This window comes from Nonomuraea helvata, from assembly GCF_039535785.1.
Lineage (GTDB): Bacteria > Actinomycetota > Actinomycetes > Streptosporangiales > Streptosporangiaceae > Nonomuraea > Nonomuraea helvata.
In genome coordinates this window covers 2,770,148-2,791,636 of record NZ_BAAAXV010000001.1, presented here as the reverse complement: position 1 = coordinate 2,791,636, position 21,489 = coordinate 2,770,148, and the positions used below count along the sequence as shown (strand labels likewise).

At 69.7% G+C, this 21,489-nt stretch carries 20 protein-coding genes; 10 read left to right on the top strand and 10 right to left on the bottom strand.

Annotated elements, in window-relative coordinates:
- Position 1: 1 nt before the first annotated feature.
- Complete coding sequence (locus ABD830_RS12920) at positions 2-775, top strand: MOSC domain-containing protein (protein ID WP_344986930.1); 774 nt, start codon at positions 2-4, stop codon at positions 773-775.
- Positions 776-781: 6 nt separating this feature from the next.
- On the opposite strand, the gene ABD830_RS12915 is transcribed toward ABD830_RS12920, so the two are convergent.
- A complete protein-coding gene (locus tag ABD830_RS12915) occupies positions 782-1,708 on the bottom strand; it encodes an ABC transporter substrate-binding protein (protein ID WP_344986929.1) in 927 nt (308 codons plus the stop codon).
- A 205-nt stretch (positions 1,709-1,913) separates the two neighbouring features.
- Between ABD830_RS12915 and ABD830_RS12910 the strand changes: the two genes are divergently transcribed.
- From ABD830_RS12910 to ABD830_RS12880, 7 genes are all read left to right on the top strand, one after another.
- The gene (locus ABD830_RS12910) at positions 1,914-3,224 is read left to right on the top strand and encodes an ammonium transporter (protein WP_344986928.1); all 1,311 of its coding nucleotides are present in this window, start codon (positions 1,914-1,916) and stop codon (positions 3,222-3,224) included.
- The gene (locus ABD830_RS12905) at positions 3,221-3,559 is read left to right on the top strand and encodes a P-II family nitrogen regulator (protein ID WP_344986927.1); all 339 of its coding nucleotides are present in this window, start codon (positions 3,221-3,223) and stop codon (positions 3,557-3,559) included. The genes ABD830_RS12910 and ABD830_RS12905 overlap by 4 nt, the downstream gene beginning before the upstream one ends.
- Positions 3,560-3,645: 86 nt before the next feature.
- Positions 3,646-5,871, top strand: a complete 2,226-nt coding sequence (locus ABD830_RS12900; protein WP_344986926.1) for a [protein-PII] uridylyltransferase — start codon at positions 3,646-3,648, stop codon at positions 5,869-5,871.
- Positions 5,872-6,096: 225 nt separating this feature from the next.
- Entirely contained in the window at positions 6,097-8,877 is a 2,781-nt protein-coding gene (locus tag ABD830_RS12895; RefSeq protein WP_344986925.1) for a sensor histidine kinase, read from the top strand.
- A 21-nt stretch (positions 8,878-8,898) separates the two neighbouring features.
- A complete protein-coding gene (locus ABD830_RS12890) occupies positions 8,899-9,321 on the top strand; it encodes a roadblock/LC7 domain-containing protein (RefSeq protein WP_344986924.1) in 423 nt (140 codons plus the stop codon).
- A 26-nt stretch (positions 9,322-9,347) separates the two neighbouring features.
- On the top strand, positions 9,348-9,710 hold the full coding sequence (locus tag ABD830_RS12885) for a DUF742 domain-containing protein (RefSeq protein ID WP_344986923.1): 363 nt from the start codon (positions 9,348-9,350) through the stop codon (positions 9,708-9,710).
- Positions 9,711-9,717: 7 nt separating this feature from the next.
- Positions 9,718-10,269, top strand: a complete 552-nt coding sequence (locus tag ABD830_RS12880) for a GTP-binding protein (RefSeq protein ID WP_344987674.1) — start codon at positions 9,718-9,720, stop codon at positions 10,267-10,269.
- Positions 10,270-10,281: 12 nt separating this feature from the next.
- Here the strand turns inward: ABD830_RS12880 and ABD830_RS12875 are convergent, their stop codons facing one another.
- On the bottom strand, positions 10,282-11,070 hold the full coding sequence (locus ABD830_RS12875) for a nitroreductase/quinone reductase family protein (RefSeq protein ID WP_344986922.1): 789 nt from the start codon (positions 11,068-11,070) through the stop codon (positions 10,282-10,284).
- Between the two features lie 71 nt (positions 11,071-11,141).
- Between ABD830_RS12875 and ABD830_RS12870 the strand changes: the two genes are divergently transcribed.
- Positions 11,142-11,594 (top strand): MarR family transcriptional regulator, encoded by a 453-nt coding sequence (locus ABD830_RS12870; RefSeq protein WP_344986921.1) that lies wholly within the window; start codon positions 11,142-11,144, stop codon positions 11,592-11,594.
- Positions 11,595-11,613: 19 nt separating this feature from the next.
- On the opposite strand, the gene ABD830_RS12865 is transcribed toward ABD830_RS12870, so the two are convergent.
- The gene (locus tag ABD830_RS12865; protein WP_344986920.1) at positions 11,614-12,393 is read right to left on the bottom strand and encodes an ABC transporter permease; all 780 of its coding nucleotides are present in this window, start codon (positions 12,391-12,393) and stop codon (positions 11,614-11,616) included.
- Positions 12,390-13,322, bottom strand: a complete 933-nt coding sequence (locus ABD830_RS12860) for an ATP-binding cassette domain-containing protein (protein WP_344986919.1) — start codon at positions 13,320-13,322, stop codon at positions 12,390-12,392. The genes ABD830_RS12865 and ABD830_RS12860 overlap by 4 nt, the downstream gene beginning before the upstream one ends.
- Positions 13,323-13,406: 84 nt before the next feature.
- On the opposite strand from ABD830_RS12860, the gene ABD830_RS12855 reads away from it, so the two are divergent.
- Positions 13,407-14,171, top strand: a complete 765-nt coding sequence (locus ABD830_RS12855) for a TetR/AcrR family transcriptional regulator (protein ID WP_344986917.1) — start codon at positions 13,407-13,409, stop codon at positions 14,169-14,171.
- Positions 14,172-14,174: 3 nt separating this feature from the next.
- On the opposite strand, the gene ABD830_RS12850 is transcribed toward ABD830_RS12855, so the two are convergent.
- From ABD830_RS12850 to ABD830_RS12825, 6 genes are read right to left on the bottom strand one after another with little or no spacing between them, the layout of a single operon-like run.
- A complete protein-coding gene (locus ABD830_RS12850) occupies positions 14,175-14,612 on the bottom strand; it encodes a GbsR/MarR family transcriptional regulator (protein ID WP_344986916.1) in 438 nt (145 codons plus the stop codon).
- 27 nt (positions 14,613-14,639) lie between these two features.
- Positions 14,640-16,265, bottom strand: coding sequence for a choline dehydrogenase (gene betA, locus ABD830_RS12845; protein ID WP_344986915.1), 1,626 nt, complete (start codon positions 16,263-16,265; stop codon positions 14,640-14,642).
- On the bottom strand, positions 16,262-17,203 hold the full coding sequence (locus ABD830_RS12840) for an ABC transporter substrate-binding protein (protein WP_344986914.1): 942 nt from the start codon (positions 17,201-17,203) through the stop codon (positions 16,262-16,264). Before ABD830_RS12840 ends, betA begins: the two co-directional genes overlap by 4 nt.
- 55 nt (positions 17,204-17,258) lie before the next feature.
- Positions 17,259-18,227, bottom strand: coding sequence for an ABC transporter substrate-binding protein (locus ABD830_RS12835; protein WP_344986913.1), 969 nt, complete (start codon positions 18,225-18,227; stop codon positions 17,259-17,261).
- A complete protein-coding gene (locus tag ABD830_RS12830; RefSeq protein WP_344986912.1) occupies positions 18,224-20,140 on the bottom strand; it encodes an ABC transporter permease in 1,917 nt (638 codons plus the stop codon). Before ABD830_RS12830 ends, ABD830_RS12835 begins: the two co-directional genes overlap by 4 nt.
- A complete protein-coding gene (locus ABD830_RS12825) occupies positions 20,137-21,192 on the bottom strand; it encodes a quaternary amine ABC transporter ATP-binding protein (protein ID WP_344986911.1) in 1,056 nt (351 codons plus the stop codon). The genes ABD830_RS12830 and ABD830_RS12825 overlap by 4 nt, the downstream gene beginning before the upstream one ends.
- Positions 21,193-21,489: the final 297 nt, after the last annotated feature.

Below are 21,489 nucleotides of genomic sequence, written 5' to 3'. Positions count from 1 at the left end.
CATGCACTTGGAGACGCTGCTCCGCTACCCCGTCAAGTCGATGCTGGGGGAGGAGCTCTCCGAGAGCGAGGTCACCGAGCGCGGGCTCGCCGGCGACCGGGCGCACGCGGTGCTGGACGTCGCCACCGGGAAGATCGCCAGCGCCAAGAACCCGCGGCTCTGGCGCGGCCTGCTGACGATCGAGGGCGCCCGCGTCCCCGGGGACCCCAAGCTGTCGGCGCTGCTCGGGCGGGAGGTACGGCTGATCGACGTGCCACCGGAGGGCGCCGAGTTCGAGCGCTCGGTGCCGGAACAGGTGCTGGCCGAGGGGATCGACGCGGAGGTGCCCCACACCGTCGGCCGGCTCGGCGGCGCGGCTCCCGAAGGGACGTTCTTCGACTTCGCGCCCATCCACCTGATCACCACCTCCGCCGTCGAGCGGATCGGGGCCCTCAGCCCGCGCGGGCATGTCGAAGCCCTCCGCTACCGCCCCAATCTGGTCATCGGGACGGAGGAGGAGGGCTTTCCGGAGAACGACTGGGTGGGCCGGGAGCTGAGCGTGGGCGACGAGGTGGTGCTGGAGGTCATCGTGGCGAGCCCGCGCTGCGCCGTGCCGACCCTGGCGCACGGGCCGCTGGAGCGCGACACGGAGGCACTGCGCACGGTGGCCAGGCACAACCGGGTGCCGGTGTTCGAGATGGGGGCGCAGCCGTGCGCGGGGGTGTACGCGCGAGTGCTGCGGCCCGGCCGCGTCAAGAGGGGCGACCGGGTACGGCTCGCAGCCCACCGCCCCTGACCTGGGTCACACCAGCGGCGTCAGGTACTTGTCCAGGTCGTCGAGGATCTTGCCGGCGGCCGTGACGCCGATGCCGGTCATCCAGATCTCGTCGTCCACGTTGTGCGCGTTACCCGACTTGACCGCCTTCAGGTTCTTCCACAGCGGCCCGCCGGTCACCGCGGCCTGCGCCTTGGCGGCCGCGTCGCCGTACGCGGTGTAGAAGAGCGCGTCGGCGTCCGCCTTGGCGATGTTCTCCTGGCTCAGCTTGCCGAAGCGCTTGTCCGCCTGGTCGGCCAGCTGCTGCGGCTCGGGCCGCTGGATGCCCGCGTCGCCCACCACGATGCCGCTGAACGACTCGGGCCCGTACATGCGGATCTCCGTGGGCATGAACCGCACGATGCTCACCTGCAGCTTCGAGAACTTGGCCCCCACCTCCTCGGCCCGCTTCTCGTACGCCGACAGCAGCTGCTGGGCCTGGTCCTTCTTGCCCAGCGCCTCGGCGTCGAGCAGGAAGTTCTCCTTCCAGGTGATGCCCACCTTCTCGGTGAACACGGTCGGCGCGATCTTGCTGAGCTTGTCGTAGAAGGCCGCCTGCCGGAACTTGCTGCCCAGGATGAGGTCCGGCTTGAGCGCCATGATGGCCTCGATGTTCGGGGCCTGCGTGGTGCCGACCGCCTTGGTGGCCGACAGGGCCGAGCCGAGGTACGCGGGCCACTTCTGGTTCTCCTGGGCCTGCGCCGCGCCGATGGGTGCCATGCCGAGCGAGACCATCGTGTCGAGTTTGTCCGTGTCGAGGACCACGACCCGCTTGGGGGTCATCGGCACCTTCGTCTCTCCCATGGCGTGCTTGACGGTCCGGGTCGGGCCCGTCTCCTGGGAGGAGGTCGATGTCCCGCAGGCGGAGAGGGCGAGGACGGGGAGCATGGCGGCGACGGCCAGGCGGAGGCGCATGGGCATTCCTTGATCTTTTAGGTTAGGCAATCCTAAGTATCTCACGGCCGATATAGCCGAGCCGAAAACGCATCAGTGAGGACTCCGAAACCTACGCGAAACACCCGTCCGGCGAGATTCACGAATGTGAAACACGCCTGGTCGAGCCATGAAACCCCGGGCGAACACGCTGTGGCCACACGTCACATGTAAGGAGGGTCGCGTCGTGAAGATCGATAGCGGCACCACAGCCTGGATGCTCGCGGCCACCGCTTTGGTGCTGCTGATGACTCCGGGCCTCGCTTTCTTCTACGGGGGCATGACCAGGGCCAAGAGTGTCCTGAACATGATGATGATGTCGTTCGGCGCCATCATCACGGTGACCATCGCCTGGGTGCTTTTCGGACACTCGCTGGCGTTCACCGACAACCCCATCGGGGCGATCAACAACGTGGTCGGCGGCTTCGACGCGCTCGGCCTGCAGAGCCTGGTGGACACCGCCACCAAGACCGACGGCACCGGCATGCCGAACCTGGTCTTCTCCGCCTTCCAGCTGACGTTCGCCATCATCACGGTCGCGCTGATCAGCGGTGCGATCGCGGACAGGGCGAAGTTCGGCGCGTGGATCCTCTTCAGCATCCTGTGGGCGACGATCGTCTACTTCCCGGTCGCGCACTGGGTGTGGGGCACCGGCTGGCTCAACACGATGGGCATCGAGGACTTCGCGGGCGGCACGGTCGTCCACATCAACGCCGGCGCCGCGGGCCTGGCACTGTGCTTCGTGCTCGGCAAGCGCCACGGCTGGCGCAAGGAGCCGATGCGGCCGCACAACCTCCCGTTCGTCCTGCTCGGCGCGGGCCTGCTGTGGTTCGGCTGGTTCGGCTTCAACGCGGGCTCCGAGCTGGCCGTGGACGGCACCGCCGGCCTCGCCTTCATGAACACCCAGATCGCCACCGCGGTCGCCGCGGGCGCCTGGCTCATCGTGGAGAAGATGCGTGACGGGCACGCCACCAGCCTCGGCGTCGCCTCCGGCGCGGTCGCCGGTCTGGTCGCCATCACCCCGGCCTGCGGTTTCGTGGACCCGTGGGCCGCGATCCTCATCGGCCTGCTCGCCGGCGTCATCTGCGCCTACGCCGTCGGCCTGAAGTACAAGCTCGGCTTCGACGACTCCCTCGACGTGGTCGGCGTGCACCTGGTGGGTGGCGTCATCGGCGCCGTCTCGCTCGGTTTCCTGGCCGCGTACCCCTTCCTGGACCAGCAGAGCAAGGGCCTGCTCTACGGCGGCGGCTTCGGCCAGCTGGGCCTGCAGGTCCTCGGCCCGGTCGCCATCGGCGGCTACTCCTTCATCGTCACGTGGATCCTCGGGAAGATCATCGACAAGACGATGGGCTTCCGTATCTCCACCGAGGAAGAGATGACCGGCATCGACGTCACCACGCACGCCGAAACCGGGTACGACCTCGGCACGGTCTACGCCTCCGGCGTGACCTCCCCCAACGGGCCCACCGCCCCGGCCGCTAAGAAGGTGGACGCATGAGGCTCATCACAGCGATCATCAAGCCGTTCAAGCTGGATGACGTGAAGGCCGCACTGGAGCAGTTCGGCATCAAGGGCATGACGGTCAGCGAGGCGAGCGGCTACGGCCGCCAGCGCGGCCACACCGAGGTCTACCGCGGCGCTGAGTACCAGGTCGACCTGGTGCCGAAGGTCCGCCTGGAGGTCCTCACGGAAGAGGATGACGCCGAGGACGTGATCGACGTCATCGTCAAGGCGGCGCACACCGGAAAGATCGGCGACGGCAAGGTCTGGTCCGTCCCGGTGGACGCCGTCGTCCGGGTACGCACGGGAGAACGCGGTCCGGAAGCCCTGTAGACGCCCTCCGGACGGAGGGTGAGGCCAATGACAACGCGAAGCCCGGACGACGGCGTCCGGGCGGAGCTCGGCAAGGGGGCACAGTAGTGAGGGGAGAGGCCCGTTCGTACGCCGCGGCCCGCAAGGAGCGGGCGGCGGACATCGACCGCTGGCTCAAGGATCTCTTCAGAACGGCGAGCGACGGCGACCACGTCTCACTGGTCGCCGTCGGGAGCCTGGGAAGGGGCGAGCTCGCCCCCGGCAGCGACCTCGACCTGGTCCTGCTGCACAACGGCCGGGCCGACGTGGCGCGGGTCGCGGACCGGATCTGGTATCCGATCTGGGACTCCGCGGTCAATCTCGACCACTCCGTGCGGACGGTCGAGGAGGCGGTGAGCGTCGCCAGGCAGGATCTGAAGGCCGTGCTCGGCCTCATCCAGGCCAGGCACGTGGCCGGCGACCCCGAGCTGACCAGGAAGGCCAGGGAGGCGGTGCTGGCCGAGTGGCGGGCCGACTCCCGGCGCAGGCTCGGCGAGCTGCGTGACGCGTCCGACAAGCGGGCCCAGGTCAGCGGCGAGCTGGCCTTCCTGCTCGAACCCGATCTCAAGGACGGTCGCGGCGGGCTCCGCGACGTCCAGGCCATGCAGGCGGTGGCCGCCGCCTGGGTCGCCTCGGCCCCCGGCCCCAGGGCGCGCGAGGCGTACGAGTTCATCCTGGACGTGCGGCACGCGCTGCACGTCGTCACCGCCCGCGGCACCGACCGGCTGGTACTCCAGGAGCAGGACGCCGTGGCCGGGCTGCTCGGCCTGCTCGACGCCGAGGCGCTCATGCGCAGGCTGGCCGAGGCGGGCCGGACCGTCTCCCACGCCTTCGACGGCACCTGGCGCACCGTTGACAGGCTGCTGTCAGGGCCCGCTCCACGAGGCCGCCGCCCGCTGGCGGACGGCGTGGTCGAGCACGGCGGCGAGGTGGTGCTCGCCAGAGGGGTCGATCCGCGCAAGGACCCCGTCCTGGTGCTGCGTGCCGCCGCCGCGGCAGCCGACTCCGGGCTGCCGCTCGCCCCCGCCACGGTCTCCGTACTCGCAGCTCAGTCACCGCCCATGCCGGTGCCGTGGCCGGAAGAGGCGCGCGACTGCCTGGTGTCGATCCTCGGCGCGGGCCGCGCCGCCGTGCCCGTGTGGGAGGAGCTCGACCAGGCGGGCATTCTTGTCAAACTCCTTCCTGACTGGGAACGCGTACGCCACCGTCCCCAGCGCAATCCCATCCACCGCTTCACAGTCGACCGGCACCTGATCGAGGCCGCCGCGAACGCCGCCAGCCACACCCGCGACGTCTCGCGTCCGGACCTCCTGCTGATCGGGGCGCTCCTGCACGACGTGGGCAAGGGCTGGCCAGGGGACCACTCCGCCACGGGCGAGGTCGTGGTACGCGACATCGCCACCCGCATCGGCCTGCCCCCGCAGGACGTCGAGACCCTCGCCACCGTCGTACGCCACCATCTGCTGCTCCCCGAGACCGCCACCCGCAGGGACCTCGACGACCCCGTCACGATCGAGAAGGTCGCCGCCACCGTCGGCACGCGCGAGGTCCTCGACCTGCTGGCCGCGCTGGCGGTCGCGGACGGCCACGCGACCGGTCCCGCCGCCTGGAACGGCTGGAAGGCGGGGCTCGTCGCCGACCTCGTGCGCCGCGTCAGGTCCGTGCTGGCCGGCTCGCCGCCGCCCAAGCCGCCCACCCTGTCGCCCGAGCAGGCCGGGCTCGCCAGGCACGGCGGCGGGGCCGTACGCGTCAACGGGGGAGCGGTCACGGTCGTCGCCCCCGACCGGGTGGGACTGCTGTGGAGCGCCGCCGGCGTGCTCTCGGCGCACCGGCTCATCGTGCGCTCCGCCTCGTCCGCCTCCGCGGGCTCCACGGCGGTGATCGAGTTCTCGGTCATCCCCGAGTACGGCTCCCCGCCGGACCCCGCGACGCTGGAGTCCGATCTCCGTCTCGTCCTTGCTGGGCGTCTTGACATCGAACAGAGATTGGCCCGCCGCGCCCGCTCCATGAGGCCGCCCCGGGTGCCTGTGGCTCCACCTCGCGTAACACTGGTCGACGACGCCTCCGCGACCGCCACTGTGGTGGAAGTCAGGGCCCATGACAGACCGGGACTTCTGTGGCGTATTGGACGGGCGTTCGGGGAGTGTGGTCTTGACGTGAGGGCCGCTCGCGTAGAGACTCTCGGCGCGGAGGCGGTGGACGTCTTCTATGTCGTGGATCGCGCCGGTCGCCCCCTCAGCGACGCCGGGCAGAGGGCACAAGTCCGCGATCAGGTCCTTGCCGCGCTGCGATAACCAACAGCACACGACTGCCGGTCACATTTCTACGACAATTTGTCCGAATTGCCGGTTAAGTCAGTAGCTGCGGATACCTTGTGTGACGGCTTTAAGGCCCGTGGCGGGCGGGACGATTGAGGGGTACAGGAAGCAGTGACAACGGGGAACTCCGACAGCGGCGTCGCCGCGAAGCGGGACCGCGGGAAGCGGTCACTGCCACGCCTCGGTCTGCGGAACTGGCGCGTGAGATGGCGCCTCACCGCGCTCATCCTGGTGCCCACGATGGCCGGCGTCGTGCTCGGAGGAGCCCGTGTGGTGGGCTCGGTCCAGAGCATCGGCGACTACGACCGTACGGCGACCGGCGCCGAGCAGGCGGGCCACGTCCGTGACCTCGTCCAGGCGCTCGGTCTGGAGCGTGACACGAGCGGCTGGCTCGGCGCGAGCCGCGCGATGCGCAAGAAGCTCGCCGGGCCGCTCGAGCAGCGCAAGGCAGCGGTGGACGCGCTGGTCAAGGTCGTGAACACCGACCTCGACGCGATGGACGACTCGTACGGCCCCCGCATCGTCAAGGCCGCCCAGCAGGCCAAGCACGACCTCAGCCGGCTGCCGCAGATCAGGGCCGAGGGCCAGGCCGACACGATCCGGTACGACTTCCTCACCGACACCCTGCTCAAGCTGCACGACGAGCTGAGCCTGCTGTCCGACGACTCCCAGATCATCGGCCAGTTCCGCGCCCTGAACGCGCTCGCGGCGGCCAAGGAGGAGATCTCCCAGCAGCGCATCCAGCTGCTCAAGGCCTCGTACCACCCCGATGACGTGGACGCCAAGGAGGTCGAGGGGTTCATCGCCTCCAACGCCCGCCAGCTGAGCGACATCTCCGACGTCGGGGCGGAGGCCGGCGCCGAGGTCGGCCTCAAGCTGTCCAGGGCGCTCACCTCCAACACCCAGTACGTCAACGCCCAGCTCACCAAGTCCCGCGCGGTCACGCTGGTCAGCAGCCAGGCGCTGGCCCGCGACCGGACCCCGGGCCTGCGGATCGCCGACAACCTGATCTCCGCCAACGGCAGCCGCGACCAGTGGTTCAACGACAACACGGCCGCCATCAAGGTGCTGAACGGGATCGAGAAGGAGCTGGCCGGCCAGGTGGGCCTGCGCAGCCAGGAGCTGCGCGAGTCCGAGATCCGCAACGCGATCATCGCAGGCGCCCTGATCCTGGCGCTGCTGCTGCTCGTCCTGCTGCTCACCGTGGCCATCGCCCGCTCCATGGTCGGCCCGCTGCGCAGGCTGCGTACGGAGGCGCTGGAGGTGGCCGGCTTCCGGCTGCCCGACGTGGTCCACCGGCTGCGGGCCAACGGCGACGCCTCCACGGCCGACGTCCGGCCGATCGAGGTCGAGGGCAACGACGAGATCGGTGAAGTGGCCAGGGCCTTCGACCAGGTGCACCGGCAGGCCGTACGCCTGGCGGGCGAGGAGGCCGAGCTGCGCAGCAACATCAGCTCGATGTTCGTCAACCTCTCGCGCCGCACCCAGACGCTGGTCGAGCGGCAGATCTCGCTCATCGACGGCCTGGAGAAGGGCGAGCAGGACGGCGGCCGGCTGGCCGACCTGTTCAAGCTCGACCACCTGGCCACCCGCATGCGCCGCAACTCCGAGAACCTCCTGGTCCTGGCCGGTCACGAGGCCACCCGCCGGCGCAGCCAGCCCGCCAAGCTGGTCGACGTCGTACGCGCCGCGCTGTCGGAGGTCGAGGGCTACGAGCGCGTGCAGGTCAAGGTGCACCGGGCCACCTCGGTCCTGGGCAGCGCCGCGAACGACCTGGTCCACCTGGTCGCCGAGCTGGTCGAGAACGCCATCCAGTTCTCCCCGAGCAACTCCCAGGTCACGGTCACCAGCAGCCTCATCGAGGGCGGCGGCGCGCTGCTGTCGGTGAGCGACGCCGGCATCAGCATGACCGAGGAGGAGCTGGCCGAGGCCAACCGCCGTCTGGCCGAGCCGCCTGTGGTGGACGTGTCGGTCTCGCGGCGCATGGGCCTGTTCGTGGTCGGCCGGCTGGCGCTGCGCCACGGCATCCGGGTGCAGCTCAGGAAGGGCGAGGGCGTCGGGCTGATCGCCATGGTGCTGCTCCCGCCCGCGCTCATCAGCGACGGCACGCAGCCGCCCATGCCGCAGCGGCCGGCCTTCGGCGGCGGCACCGTGCCGACCCCGGCGGCCCCGTCCGTGCAGAACGGGACCTTCAGGTCGTTCGGCAGCTTCGACTCCCTGGACGCCGGCCCCCGGCCCGGCGCCCCCGCGCCCCGGCACGGCTTCCGGCCCCCTCAGGGCACGCCGGAGCCGCGCTCGTTCGACAGCGCGCCGTTCCACTCCGACCCGGGCAGGGCCGGCGTGAACGGCTTCGGCGCCGACACCGACGGCGGCTCCTACCGCAGGCAGCCGGCCTCGTTCGACTCGGGCGCCTACCCGTCGTTCCCGAACCAGGCCCCGCGCCCATCCGGTAATGGCGCGTTCCAGACGCCCCCGCCGGCTCCGTCGTTCTCCACGAACGACGTGCGCAGGCCGGAGCCCACGCCCTCGGTCGACGTGTCGCCGATGGAGCCCGAGCAGGAGGAGTACCTGCCGATCTTCGCGTCGGTGGAGTCCGCCTGGTTCCGCAGGCCGCCCAACGAGCCGCCGGTGCGCGAGGCGGCGCCGCGGCCGGCAGGTCCCGGTGAGGACAAGTCCGCGCAAGCCGTACCCTCTGGGGAGGAAGCGTGGCGGACGGCGGCCGACGCCGGTTGGCGCGCGGCGGCCGCGGCCGTCGAGCCCAGCCTCGGCGGCATCACCGCCGCCGGGCTCCCGAAGCGCACCCCCAAGGCCAACCTGGTTCCCGGTACGGCGAGCCAGCCGGCGCAGCCGCAGCAGCCGCAGCGGCCGGCTCCGACCCCGCCGGTCTCGGCGGACCGGATACGCAGCCGGATGGCCAGCTACCAGCAGGGTGTGCGACGGGGCCGCCAGGAAGTTCGTGGACAGGAGGAACAGAGTGAGTGAGCGTCCCGCCGGGGAGGATGCGTGACAACCCTTAGCCATGAGGCGAACAGGTTCGACTGGCTGATCACCGACTTCGTGCGTAACACGCCCGGAGTCGCGCACGCCGTCGTGGTCTCGGCCGACGGCCTGTGCCTGGCCGCCTCTGAAGGCTTCCCGCCGGACCGGGCCGACCAGCTCGCCGCCGTCTCCGCCGGCCTGCTGAGCCTGACCGTGGGCGCCTCCAGGGTGTTCGAGGGCGGCGCGGTGACGCAGACGGTCGTCGAGATGCAGCGTGGCCTGCTGCTGGTCATGGCGATCAGCGACGGCTCCGTGCTCACGGTGCTGGCGGGCCCCGACTGTGACATGGGGCTGGTGGCGTACCAGATGACGTTGCTGGTGGACAGAGCCGGACAGGCGCTCACACCGGCCCTGCGGGCCGAGCTCCAGGCCGCCAGGACCCGGTGATGTGATGGAACTGATGGGAGCGGGCCGTGTATGGCGTTGACGGCAACGGGGACGACGAGCCCCTGTTCCGTCCTTACGCGGTGACCGGCGGCCGATCCGAGCCGCGCTATCACCTAGCGATGGAGACGTTGATCTCGTCGATGTCGATCCCGGACGACGAGATGGCCATGCTCACCCCCGAGCAGGAGGCCATCATGCAGCTGTGCAGGTCGTTCCGGTCGGTCGCCGAGATCTCGGCCCTGCTCCGCGTCCCGCTGGGCGTGGCCAGGGTGCTCGTGGCGGACATGTCCGACGAAGGGCTTGTCCGCCTGCACCAGCCACGCCTCAGCCAGGGACAGCCAGACCTCAACATGCTCGAAAGGGTGCTCAGTGGACTACGCAGGCTCTAGCCCCGGGCTGACGTCGACGAAGATCGTCGTCGCCGGTGGGTTCGGCGTCGGCAAGACGACGTTCGTGGGGGCGGTGTCCGAGATCCTCCCGCTCACGACAGAAGCGGTGATGACCGACGCGTCCGCGGGCATCGACGACCTCGGACTCACCCCGAACAAGCAGACCACGACCGTGGCCATGGACTTCGGCCGGGTCTCCCTGGACCGTGACCTGATCCTGTACCTGTTCGGCACGCCCGGACAGCACCGGTTCTGGTTCATGTGGGACGACCTGGTGCGCGGCGCGATCGGGGCGGTGGTGCTGCTCGACACGCGGCGGCTGGCCGACAGCTTCCCCGCGATCGACTACTTCGAAGAGGCGAAGCTGCCGTTCGTGGTCGGCATCAACGGCTGGGACGGGCAGTTCCCGCACTCCGACGACGAGGTCAGGGAGGCGCTCGCGCTGTCGCCGAACGTGCCGATCGTGCGCACCGACGCCCGGCACCGCGAGTCGGTCAAGGCGACGCTGATCTCGCTGGTCGAGCACGTCGTACGGCTGCGCGCCGCGCCCGTACGTTAAGGAGCGCGTCCGCTAGGCCCAGGGGACGCTCTCCAGCGAGTTGAGCACCGGGACCAGGCGCTCCTCCTCATAGGCGAAGTGGGCCTCCAACTCGTTCGCGATGCGGTCGAGCGTCTCGGGCTCGACCGCATCGCGCAGCTTCCCGACGAGCTCGGCGATCACCGCGTGCTCGGCGCGCAGCCGGTCGAGGGGCTCCTTCAGCTCGGGGAAGAGCTTGTCCAGATGGGGGAACGCCACCCGGTCCTCGCCGTTGTGGTGGAAGGCCATCGCGTCGCAGAACGCCAGGCAGTGCGCCCGCAGATCGGCTGCCGGCGCCCCTTCGCGCACCTTGGCCAGCTCGCCTCTGAGGTAGTCGTGGATCCTGACCAGCTCGTCCCCGAACGCCTGCAGCCGCTCGGCCTCGGGATGGAGCGCGACGACCGGGATGACCCGGGCGGTGCCCTCCTGGTACGCGGCGAAGGCCGGGTCGATCGCGCTCTGCCTGGCGTACATGCGGTCGCGCTCCTCGCCCTCCAGCGGCACCGCCCTGGCCGCGAACCGCTCCGCTCCCAGCTCGACGATCACCCTGGGGTTGGCCAGCACGTTGTGGTACCAGGCCGGGTTCGCGTCGGCGCCCGCGTTGGAGGCGAACACCAGGACCCGCTCGCCGTCCCGCAGGTAGACGGCCGGGTTGGTGCGGCGGCGGCCCGTTCTGGCGCCGGTGGTGGTGAGCAGGACGAGAGGCGCGCCCTCGAACATGCCGCCCACCGTGCCGCCGTTCGCCCGGAACTCCTCGATCACCTGCTGATTGAAGTCAGACACGTCATTATCCTTGGACGAGGCTTCGTATTTGCTTTGCAACCAAAGCTAATTTAGACAGCAAGGTATTGGGGATGTCAACTGACGGCTTGAGCGTGGACGACGGGATCAGGACGCTGCTGCTGCTGATGCCGCGCATGGTGGGACGGGCCAAGCGCATGGGGGTGCCCCCTGAGCTGCAGTCGCTCTCGCTGGCGCCCCGGCATCTGTCACTGCTGGCGTATCTGCTCTTCGACGGGCCGATGACGGTGAACGAGCTGGCGTCGCGGCTGGAGGTGGCGCCCGCGACGGTCAGCCTGATGGTGGGGGAGCTGAGCCGGAAGGAGGTCCTCGACCGGCGCGAGGACGATGCCGACCGGCGCCGCACGATCGTGAGCATCGGCCACCGGCACGCGGAGTCGATCAACGAGTGGCTCGGGTACGGCGCCACAGCCTGGCGCCAGGCCCTGGAGCCGCTCACACCGGAGCAGCGCCGGATGTTCGTGGACACCCTCCTGGCCTACGAGCAGGCACTGTCCGGCACCTGACCGCCCCACCCTCCAGGAGTCAGCGGTCGAGGCACTGGTAGCGGTGTACCGACAGGACGAAGAAGACCACGGTGATGGCCACCGGCCAGACGACCGCCATCAGGATCGCGTGCTGGGCCACCCACGAGTCCCCGCCCCACCCCGGGTTCCCGAAGAGCTCCCTGGTCGCCGCGACCGTGGACGACAGCGGGTTCCACTCCGAGATCGCCCCGAGCCAGCCCGGCATCGTGCCGGGCGCGACGAAGGCGTTCGACAGGAAGCCGACCGGGAACTCCAGCGTCTGCACCGCCACCACCGCCCCCGCGTCCTTGACGACCAGCCCCAGGTACATGCCGGCCCAGAGCAGCGCGAAGCGCAGGAGCAGCAGCAGGCCCACCGCGCCCAGCGCGCCGGGGAGCGAGGACGGGCGCCAGCCCACCGCCAGGCCGCAGACCAGGAGCCCGGCCAGGATCAGGACCGAGTTGAGCAGGTCCGCGACGGCCCGGCCGATCAGGACCGCCGAGGGTGCCATGGGCATCGAGCGGAAGCGGTCGGTGACGCCCTTGGACGCGTCGGTGGTGACGGCGATCATGGTGGCGCTCAGCCCGAAGAGCATCGTCATGCCGTACATGCCGGGCATGAGGAAGGCGAAGTAGTCGGCCCCCGAGGGCACCTCCACCGCGCCGCCGAACAGGTAGCCGAAGGCCAGCGTGATCATGATGGGGAAGAGGACCCCGAAGATCACCGTCATCGGCTGGTTGGCCCAGTGGATCAGGTCGCGGCGGGTGACCGTCCAGCCGTCTACCAGAGCCCATCTCATTTCGTGCTCCTGTTGGTGAGGTTCAGGAAGACTTCGTCCAGCGTGGGGCGGCGCAGCGCGACGTCCTCGACCTCGATCCCGGCCGCCGCCAGGGCCGCCAGCACCTCCGTGAGGGCCTGCACCCGCTCGCTCACCGGCGCGCTCACGTGCCGGGTGTCCCGGTCGACCTCGACCGGCCCGGGTGCCACCCTCCCGACGACCCCGGCGGCCTCCTCCAGCCGCGCCGGGTTGTGGATGACCACGTCGAGCCGGTCGCCGCCGAGCTTGGACTTGAGCTCGTCCGGCGTGCCCTCGGCCACCACCCGACCGGTGTCGATCACCGAGATCCGGTCCGCGAGCTGGTCGGCCTCCTCCAGGTACTGGGTGGTCAGCAGCACGGTCGTGCCGCCCGCCACGAGGTCGCGCACCGCGCGCCAGATCTCCGTGCGGCTCCGGGGGTCCAGCCCCGTCGTCGGCTCGTCGAGGAAGAGCACGGGTGGGGCGAGGATCATGCTGGCCGCGAGGTCGAGCCTGCGCCGCATGCCGCCCGAGTACTCCTTGGCCGGCCCCTTGTGGTCCAGCCCGAACCGGTCGAGCAGCTCGTCCGCCCTGGCCCGGGCCTGCTTCGCGCCGAGGTGGTAGAGGCGGCCGAACAGCTCGAGGTTCTGCCGCCCTGTCAGGATCTCGTCCACCGCCGCGTGCTGGCCGACCAGGCCGATGCTGCGGCGTACCTGGCGGGGCTGGGCCGCCACGTCGAACCCCGCCACCTCCGCGCGGCCGCCCGAGGCCCGCAGGAGCGTGGTGAGGATGCGGACGGCTGTGGTCTTGCCCGCGCCGTTGGGGCCGAGCAGGCCACAGACCGTGCCCCGGCCCACGTCGAGATCGATGCCGTCCAGCGCCGCCTTCTCGCCGTACGTCTTGCGCAGGTCCTGCGCGAGCACCGCTGACATACGTGCTCCCTTTCCCCTGGATCGTACGGCGTACCGTACAGGATACGGGTTCACGCACGCAACCGTACGGTGTACCGTACGCATGTGACCGTTGAGTACTCGGGAAAGGGCGATCCCGCGCGCAGCCTGGCGCTGCTCTGGCGGACCAGCGAGCGCGTCAGCCGCAAGGGCAAGCCGGAGCTGAACGTCGACCGCATCGTGCGCGCCGCCATCGACGTGGCCGACACCGAAGGGCTGCAGGCGCTGTCCATGCGCCGCGTGGCCGAGCGGCTGGGCGTCGGGACGATGTCGCTCTACACGTACGTGCCGGGCAAGCCCGAGCTGTTCGACGTCATGCTCGACACCGTCTACGGAGAGACGGCCAAGCCGGAGGACGTGCCCGGCGGCTGGCGGGGCAGGCTGGAGCAGATCGCCAGGGAGAACTGGGCGCTCTACCTGCGTCATCCGTGGCTGCTGCAGGTGGCGGCCAACCGCCCGGTGCTCGGGCCCAACGTCACCGCCAAGTACGACTACGAGCTGCGGGCCGTGGACGGCATCGGGCTGTCGGACGTCGAGATGGACTCGGTGATCACGCTGATCACCGGCTTCGTGCACGGGACGGCGCGGGGCGCCGTGGAGGCGGCGCAGGCCGAGAGCGAGACGGGCATGACCGACGAGCAGTGGTGGGCCGCGCACGCGCCCTTCCTGAGCCGGATCGCTGACGCCGACCGCTACCCTGTCGCCGCACGTGTCGGCCAGTCGGCAGGGGAGGCGCTCAACGCGGCCTACAGCCCGGAGCACGCCTTCGAGTTCGGCCTCCAGCGCGTCCTCGACGGCATCGAGACCCTGGTGAACAGCCGCGCCGCGTGAGCGCTACGCCACGGGGCCGGTGAGGAGGGCGATGGACTGCTGGGCCGAGCGGATGCGGCGGGTGCGCTCCCCGTCCTCCCCGCCGAACTGCAGCGCCTCCTCGGCGATCTCCCCGAACGCGGCGAACGCGGCCAGCCTCTGGCGCACGACCTTCTCGAACGCGTCGTCCTCGATCCGGTAGTACGTGGTGCGCTCGCCCTGCCGGGTGCGGCGGCGCACGAGGCCGACGGAGGTCAGCAGGCGCATGTTGGACGTCATGGACGCCCGGCTGGCCCCGATCGCGTCGGCGATCTCGCCGGCCGACTGCTCGGCGGGCGTGCAGATCAGCAGCCAGCCCAGAATGCGGCCGGTGATGGGCGCCAGGCCCCAGGCGTCGCCGCAGAACATCGCCACGCGCTCGACCCACTCGAGCATGCGCTCGCGGTCGTCGTCAGGAGCCATGGCGTTCAGTTTAGGCTGAACCGTCTGTCACTGATGCCGGTGGAACTCCACCGGCTCGGGGGGCAGAGGTGTGTTGCCGAGGATGAGGTCGGCGGACTTCTCGGCGAGCATCATGACCGGGGCGTAGATGTTGCCGTTCGTGACGTACGGCATCACCGAGGCGTCCACGACGCGCAGCCCGTCCAGGCCGTGGACCCGCATGGTGCCGGGGTCCACGACGGACCTGTCGTCCGTGCCCATCCTGCAGGTGCAGGAGGGGTGGAGGGCGGTTTCGCCGTCCCTGGCCACCCACGCGAGGATCTCCTCGTCCGTCCGCACGCCTGGCCCGGGAGAGATCTCGCCGCCGTCCAGGTCCGACCAGGCGGGCTGGGACAGGATCGCCCGGGCGTGCCTGACGGCCTCCACCCACTCCCGGCGGTCCTGGTCGGTGGAGAGGTAGTTGAAGCGCAGGGCCGGCTTCTCGCGGGGGTCGGCCGACCTGATGCGGACCGAGCCCCGGGCGTCGGAGTACATCGGGCCGATGTGCACCTGGTAGCCGTGGCCGCCGGCCGGGGCCGAGCCGTCGTAGCGGACCGCGATCGGCAGGAAGTGGAACATCAGGTTCGGGTACGCCACGTCGTCGTTCGACCGGATGAAGCCGCCCGCCTCGAAGTGGTTCGTGGCCCCGGGGCCGCCCCTGAGGAAGAGCCAGCGGGCGCCGATGAAGGGCCTGCGCCACAGGGCCAGGGACGACTGCTGGGAGACCGGCTGCCTGCAGGCGTGCTGGACGTACACCTCGAGGTGGTCCTGCAGGTTCTCCCCGACGCCCGGGAGGTCGTGGACCACGCGCACGCCCACCCCCTCCAGGAGCGCCCTGGGGCCGACACCCGACAGCTGCAGGAGCTGGGGGGTGTTGATCGCGCCGCCGCACAGGATGACCTCGCCGGCCTCCACGCGCTTCCCGCCGCAGAGCACGCCGACGGCTCGCGTGCCCTCGAAGAGGACCTTCTCGACGAAGGCGCGGGTCCTGACCGTGAGGTTGCGCCGGCCGCGTACCGGATGCAGGTACGCGCGGGCGGCGCTGAGGCGGCGGCCGCGGTGGATGTTGCGGTCGAAGGCCGCGAATCCCTCCTGTCGGTGGCCGTTCACGTCGTCGGTGAGCCGGTGGCCGGCCTGCTGGACCGCCTCGAAGAAGGCCTCGAACAGCGGCCCCTGCGCCGGGCCGCGTTCGAGCTTCAGCGGGCCGTCGCCGCCGCGGAAGGGCGTGCCCGGGTCGGCCAGGCAGTTCTCCATCTTCTTGAAGTACGGCAGGCAGTGGGCGTAGTCCCAGTGCCTCATGCCGGGATCGGCCGCCCAGCGCTCGTAGTCGAGCGGGTTGCCGCGCTGGAAGATCATGCCGTTGATGCTGCTGGAGCCGCCCAGCACCTTGCCACGGGCGTGGTAGATCCGCCGCCCCTCCATGTACGGCTCCGGCTCCGACTCGTACCGCCAGTCGTAGAAGCGGCTGCCGATGGGGAACATCAGCGCGGCGGGCATGTGGATGAACACGTCCCACAGGTGGTCGGGCCGGCCGGCCTCCAGCACCAGGACTGACACCGAGGGGTCGGCGCTCAGCCGGTTGGCCAGCGCGCAGCCCGCGCTGCCGCCGCCGACGATGACGTAGTCGAACCTCAACGGGGGATCCAGTCCTTCCAGATGATCTTGTTCTCCTGCACCCACCGCTCCGCCGCCTGCTCGGCGGTCATCTTCTCGTTGATCATGTCGCCGGCCACCGCGTTCTGGTCGTCGTTGGTCCAGGTGAAGTTGCGGACCAGGTCGTACGCCTTGCCGCCGGTCTGCGCGAACCGCCGGCTGACGATCTTGTCGAGCAGGTACGGCGGGTAGTCGCAGGCGACCTTCTTCGCGTCGTCGTCGCAGCCCACGGCATAGGGCGGCAGCGCGACCTTGGCCAGTTTGACCTTGGTGAAGAGCCATTGCGGCTCGTAGAAATACATCAGCAGCGGTGTCCGGTTCTTGGTCGCGAACTCGGCCGCTTTGATCAACGCGGCCTCGCTGCCCGAGTAGACGACCTTGTATTTGAGGCCGAGGTTCTTGACGAGAGCCTCGTCGTTCGTCACGAAGGTCGGATCCCCGTCGAGGACTTGTCCGAGATTTCCGGTTTTTTCGGTCCGGAAGAGGCCGGCGTATTTATTGAGGTTTCGGTAGTCCGTAATGTCGGGATATTTCTTGACCATCCACTCAGGGACATACCACCCGATCACGCCTTTGTTCCCGGTGAGCCCGGCCGACAGCGCCACCTTCTTCTGCTCGATGTACGTCTTTTTCAGGTCGTTGTGACCCCAGCTCTCGACGATCACATCGACCTTGCCGGTCTCGAAATCCTTCCAGGAATCGCCCTCCTTCATGGCGCGCTTGTGCACCTTGTAGCCCAGCTCGTGCTCGAGCAGGTACGCCAGCACGGCGGCCTGGGCCTCGTACCCGACCCAGCCGTGGATGTCGATGGTGACGGTGCCCTTGGCCCCGGCGGTGGCGGCGGGCTCCTCGCCGGAACAGGCGGCCGCCAGGAGCAGGGCCGCGACCAGGGGCCCGACGAGCTTGTTCGTTCGCAACATGAGAGGTCTCCCGGAGACCGCGGCCCCGTCCGCGGGGGCCGCGGTCAAGAGGGCGTCACTTGGGGATCCAGGCCTGCCACTTGGCGGTGTTGGCCTCGACCCACTTCTTCGCGGCCTGCTCGCCGGTCATGCCGTTGTTGGTCATGTCGTCGGCGACGGAGTTCTGGTCCTCGTTGGTCCAGGTGAAGTTCTTGACCAGCTCGTACGCCTTGCCGCCGGTGTCGGCGAACTTCTTGCTGACGATCTTGTCGAGGTCCATCTCCGGGTAGTCGCAGGCGACCTTCTTCGGGTCGGCGTCGCAGCCCTCGGTGTAGGCGGGCAGCTTCACCCGGACCAGCTGGGTCTTGCTGAACAGCCAGTGCGGGTCCCAGAAGTAGAACAGCAGCGGCTTCTTCTGCTCCTGCGCCTGCTGGGCGCCCTTGATCAGGGCCGCCTCGCTGCCGCCCACGACGACCTTGAAGTTCAGCTTGAGGTTCTTGATCAGGGCTTCCTCGTTGCTGACGTACGACGGGTCGCCGAAGAGCAGCTGGCCCTTGTCTCCCGACTCGGAGGTCTTGAACAGTCCGGCGTACTTGTTCAGGTTCTTGTAGTCGGTGATGTCGGGGTGCTCGTCGGCCATCCACTTGGGGATGTACCAGCCGATGACGCCCTTGTTGCCGGTGGAGCCCGCCTCGGCGGCGACCTTCTTCTCCTCGATGAACTTCTTCTTCAGGTCCGGGTGTCCCCAGTTCTCGATGATGACGTCGACGTCGCCGGTCTCGAAGCCCTCCCAGGCGAGCTGCTCCTTGATCTCGGGCAGTTCCACGTTGTAGTGCAGCTCGTTCTTCAGCAGGTACGCCACGACGTTCGCGCTGGCCTCGTACCCGACCCAGGGGTTGATGGCGATCTTCACGGTCCCCGCGGGGGCGCTGGAGCCGGCCTGCGGTGCGGCGGAGGAGCTGGGAGAGGTCTCGACCTTGGCCCCGCCGCAGGCCGCGGCGCCGAGCCCAACTGCGAGGAGGCCTGCGAGCAGGCGAATCTTCATGATGTGAACTTCCTCTTTCGGGGGGAAGGACGCCTGTCGGCGCCCTGCGTGATGCGGTCGAGCATGACTCCGAGCAGCACGGTCGCGATGCCGGCCACGAAGCCCATGCCGAAGTCGGTCCGCTGGGAGAACCCGGTGACCACGTCGTAGCCGAGGGCCCCGGCCCCGACCAGACCGCCGACGACGACCATGGCCAGCGTCATGACGATGCCCTGGTTGGCGGCGAGCAGGATGCCCCGCCTGGCCATGGGCAGCTGCACCTTCCACAGGAGCTGGCCGGGCGTCGAGCCCGCCGAGACGGCCGCTTCGACGACCGTGGCGGGCACGCCCTTGATGCCGTCCTCGACCAGGCGCACCACCGGCGGCACCGCGTAGATGACGGAGGCGAAGATCGCGGTGAACCTGGTGGTCTCGAACAGCGCCAGCGCCGGCAGCAGGTAGACGAACGCCGGCATGGTCTGGGCGGCGTCGAGCACGGGCCGCTGCACGGCCGAGTAGCGCGGCGAGCGGGCCGCGGCCACCCCGAGCAGCAGGCCGACGGCCAGCGTGACCAGCACGGCGACGACCACCGTGGTCAGCGTCTGCATGGTGTGCTCCCAGACGCCGAGCAGCGCGATGGCCAGCAGGCAGCCCAGCGCCGTCAGCGCCGGGCGCACGCCGCTCACCCACCAGGCGACGGTCAGCACCGCCAGGGCGACCAGCCACCACGGGGCCGAGGTGAGCAGCGTCTCCAGGGGGTTGAGCAGGGCAGCGGTGGTGAGGTCCTTGATGAACGTGGTCACCGCGAACCAGTTGTCCTCGGCCCAGAGGACGGCGGCGTTCACCTCGGACACGAAGTTGACCGTGAGGCCGTCCGGCCACGTCCGGGGGAGCACGGGGATGAGCGCGAGCCCGGCCGCCGCGAGCACGCCGGCGGCGGCGAGATCCAGCTTGCCGATCCTCGAATGCGGTCCTCGTCTGGCGACCGCCATCGTCATCCGGTCCAGCAGCACCGCCATGATCACGACGGCCACGCCGGCCGGGAGCATGATGCCGACCTGCGCCCGTGACAGGCCGCGAATGATGTCGCCACCGAGGCCGGGGGCCGAGATGAGGTTCGCGATGACGACCATGGACAGGGCCATCATGATCGTCTGGTTGACGGCGAGCGCGATCGTGCACCTGGCCAGCGGCAGGTAGACCTTGAACAGCGTCTGCGTACGTGTTGCGCCCAGTGACGTGGACGCCTCGACCGCCGTGGGGGAGACCTCCGAGACGGCCAGCGCGGTGATGCGGATGGCGGGCGGGATCGAGTAGATCATCGTCGCGATGGCCCCGGCCGGCGCGCCGATGTGGAAGAAGAGCGCGAGCGGCGCCAGGTACGCGAACGTCGGCATGATCTGCATGACGTCCAGCGCCGGTGTGATCAACCGCCGCACGCGGCCGGAGAGCCCGGCCCAGACGCCCAGCGGGATCCCGATCGCCAGCGACAGCAGCACGGAGACCGCGACCAGGGCCAGCGTGTCGACGCTCGACTGCCAGAGCCCGAGGACGCCGAACGCGCTCACGCCCGCGACCGCGAGCAGCGCGATCCTCCGGCCGCCCGCCAGCCACGCCAGCGCGCCGAGCACGCCGGTGATGCCGGGCCAGCCGAGCGCGTTCAGCACGACCTCGAACAGGTCGTAGAGCCGGCCCACGAAGAGCCGGATGTAGTTGAGGAAGTACAGGAAGAGCGGGTTGTCGTTGCGGTGGTCGTCGATCCACTCGCGCAGGTCGGTGACGGCCAGGAACTGCGGCGCCTCCTTGTCGTGCGGCAGCGTGGCCGTGCCGCGGAAGACGAGGTACGCGGCCACGAACAGGACCGACACGCCGACAGGCGCCACCCACCGGGGCAGCCGGAGCCTGGCCGGCGTGCTGACCGCCGCCGAGCTCATGTCCCCGCCTGCACCGCGAGGCCCTGGCCCGACAGGAAGGACAGCAGGTCCACGCGGTCCACGACGCCCACCAGATCGTCGCCGTCCATGACCCTGATCGGGCGGGAGGAGGCCGAGCAGGCGCCGATGGCGTCCTTGACGAGCGTGGTGACCGGTAACGCCGGCCCGTCCAGCGGCTCGCCGGGCTCCGGGTCGCGGCTGATCCAGCGCAGCGTCAGCACGTGGCTCCTGGGCACGTCGCGGACGAAGTCGGCCACGTAGTCGTCGGCGGGCGCGCCCACCAGCTCCTCGGCGGTGCCGAGCTGCACGATCGAGCCCGCCCGCATGATCGCGATCCGCTCGCCCAGCTTGAGCGCCTCCGACAGGTCGTGGGTGATGAACACCATCGTCTTGCCGACCTCCCGGTGCAGGCGGATCACCTCCGCCTGCATGTCGCGCCTGATCAGCGGGTCGAGCGCGCTGAACGGCTCGTCGAACAGCATCACCTGCGGGTCCACGGCCAGCGCGCGGGCCAGCCCTACCCGCTGCTGCATGCCGCCCGAGAGCTGGTCGGGGTAGGCGTCGGCGTAGCCGTCGAGGCCGACGAGGGAGAGGATCTCCGCGGCCCGCGCGTGCCTGGCCGCCTTGGCGGCGCCCTGGATCTCCAGCCCGTACGCGACGTTGTCGATCACCTTGCGGTGCGGCAGCAGGCCGAAGTGCTGGAAGACCATGCTGACCTGGTGGCGGCGGAGCTCGCGGAGCCGGGCGGGGGAGGCGCCGCCGATGTCCTCGCCGCCGATCCTGATCTCGCCCGCGCTGGGCTCGATCAGCCGGGTGAGGCAGCGTACGAGGGTGGACTTGCCGCTGCCCGACAGGCCCATGACCACGAAGACCTCGCCCGGGCGCACCTGGAAGCTCACGTCTCTCACGGCGGCGGTGCAGCCGGTCTTCTCTCTCAGAGTCGCCTGGTCGAGATGTCTGTCCTCGCTGTCCAGCACTTTCTGTGCCCTGGAACCGAAGATCTTCCAAAGACCCTCAACGGTGATGGCCGCGCTGTCGGGAGAATCTCCCACCCTGCCTCCTTCATGACTGGCACAACATATGTCGCGAATAACGGGTATCTCAACGCCGTGACCGTCCAGAGATCGGGGCGCTCCTCGCACGTTATGGAGTTGGAACGTGCGAAACTCCCACTATCGGACATGTAGGGCCTTAAGGGTTTATTTCCTACTCTCTGATCATTTATGGTGGAACCCCAGCTTTTACCCCAAGAGTCACAGGACTTGTTTTTTGTAGCGTTATCTTCGTGTGGGCTACGCTGCGTTGGGATGTGTTCTAATTACCGGCACTTGCTGCTTTCCCATGGGGCA

What these genes read in the sequence shown, in the direction of transcription:
- ABD830_RS12920 (WP_344986930.1), top strand. Translation starts at nt 2, where the DNA reads ATGCACTTGGAGACGCTGCTCCGCTACCCCGTCAAGTCGATGCTGGGG.
- ABD830_RS12915 (WP_344986929.1), bottom strand. Translation starts at nt 1,708, where the DNA reads ATGCGCCTCCGCCTGGCCGTCGCCGCCATGCTCCCCGTCCTCGCCCTC.
- ABD830_RS12905 (WP_344986927.1), top strand. Translation starts at nt 3,221, where the DNA reads ATGAGGCTCATCACAGCGATCATCAAGCCGTTCAAGCTGGATGACGTG.
- ABD830_RS12870 (WP_344986921.1), top strand. Translation starts at nt 11,142, where the DNA reads ATGTCAACTGACGGCTTGAGCGTGGACGACGGGATCAGGACGCTGCTG.
- ABD830_RS12865 (WP_344986920.1), bottom strand. Translation starts at nt 12,393, where the DNA reads ATGAGATGGGCTCTGGTAGACGGCTGGACGGTCACCCGCCGCGACCTG.
- ABD830_RS12860 (WP_344986919.1), bottom strand. Translation starts at nt 13,322, where the DNA reads ATGTCAGCGGTGCTCGCGCAGGACCTGCGCAAGACGTACGGCGAGAAG.
- ABD830_RS12850 (WP_344986916.1), bottom strand. Translation starts at nt 14,612, where the DNA reads ATGGCTCCTGACGACGACCGCGAGCGCATGCTCGAGTGGGTCGAGCGC.
- ABD830_RS12840 (WP_344986914.1), bottom strand. Translation starts at nt 17,203, where the DNA reads ATGTTGCGAACGAACAAGCTCGTCGGGCCCCTGGTCGCGGCCCTGCTC.
- ABD830_RS12835 (WP_344986913.1), bottom strand. Translation starts at nt 18,227, where the DNA reads ATGAAGATTCGCCTGCTCGCAGGCCTCCTCGCAGTTGGGCTCGGCGCC.
- ABD830_RS12830 (WP_344986912.1), bottom strand. Translation starts at nt 20,140, where the DNA reads ATGAGCTCGGCGGCGGTCAGCACGCCGGCCAGGCTCCGGCTGCCCCGG.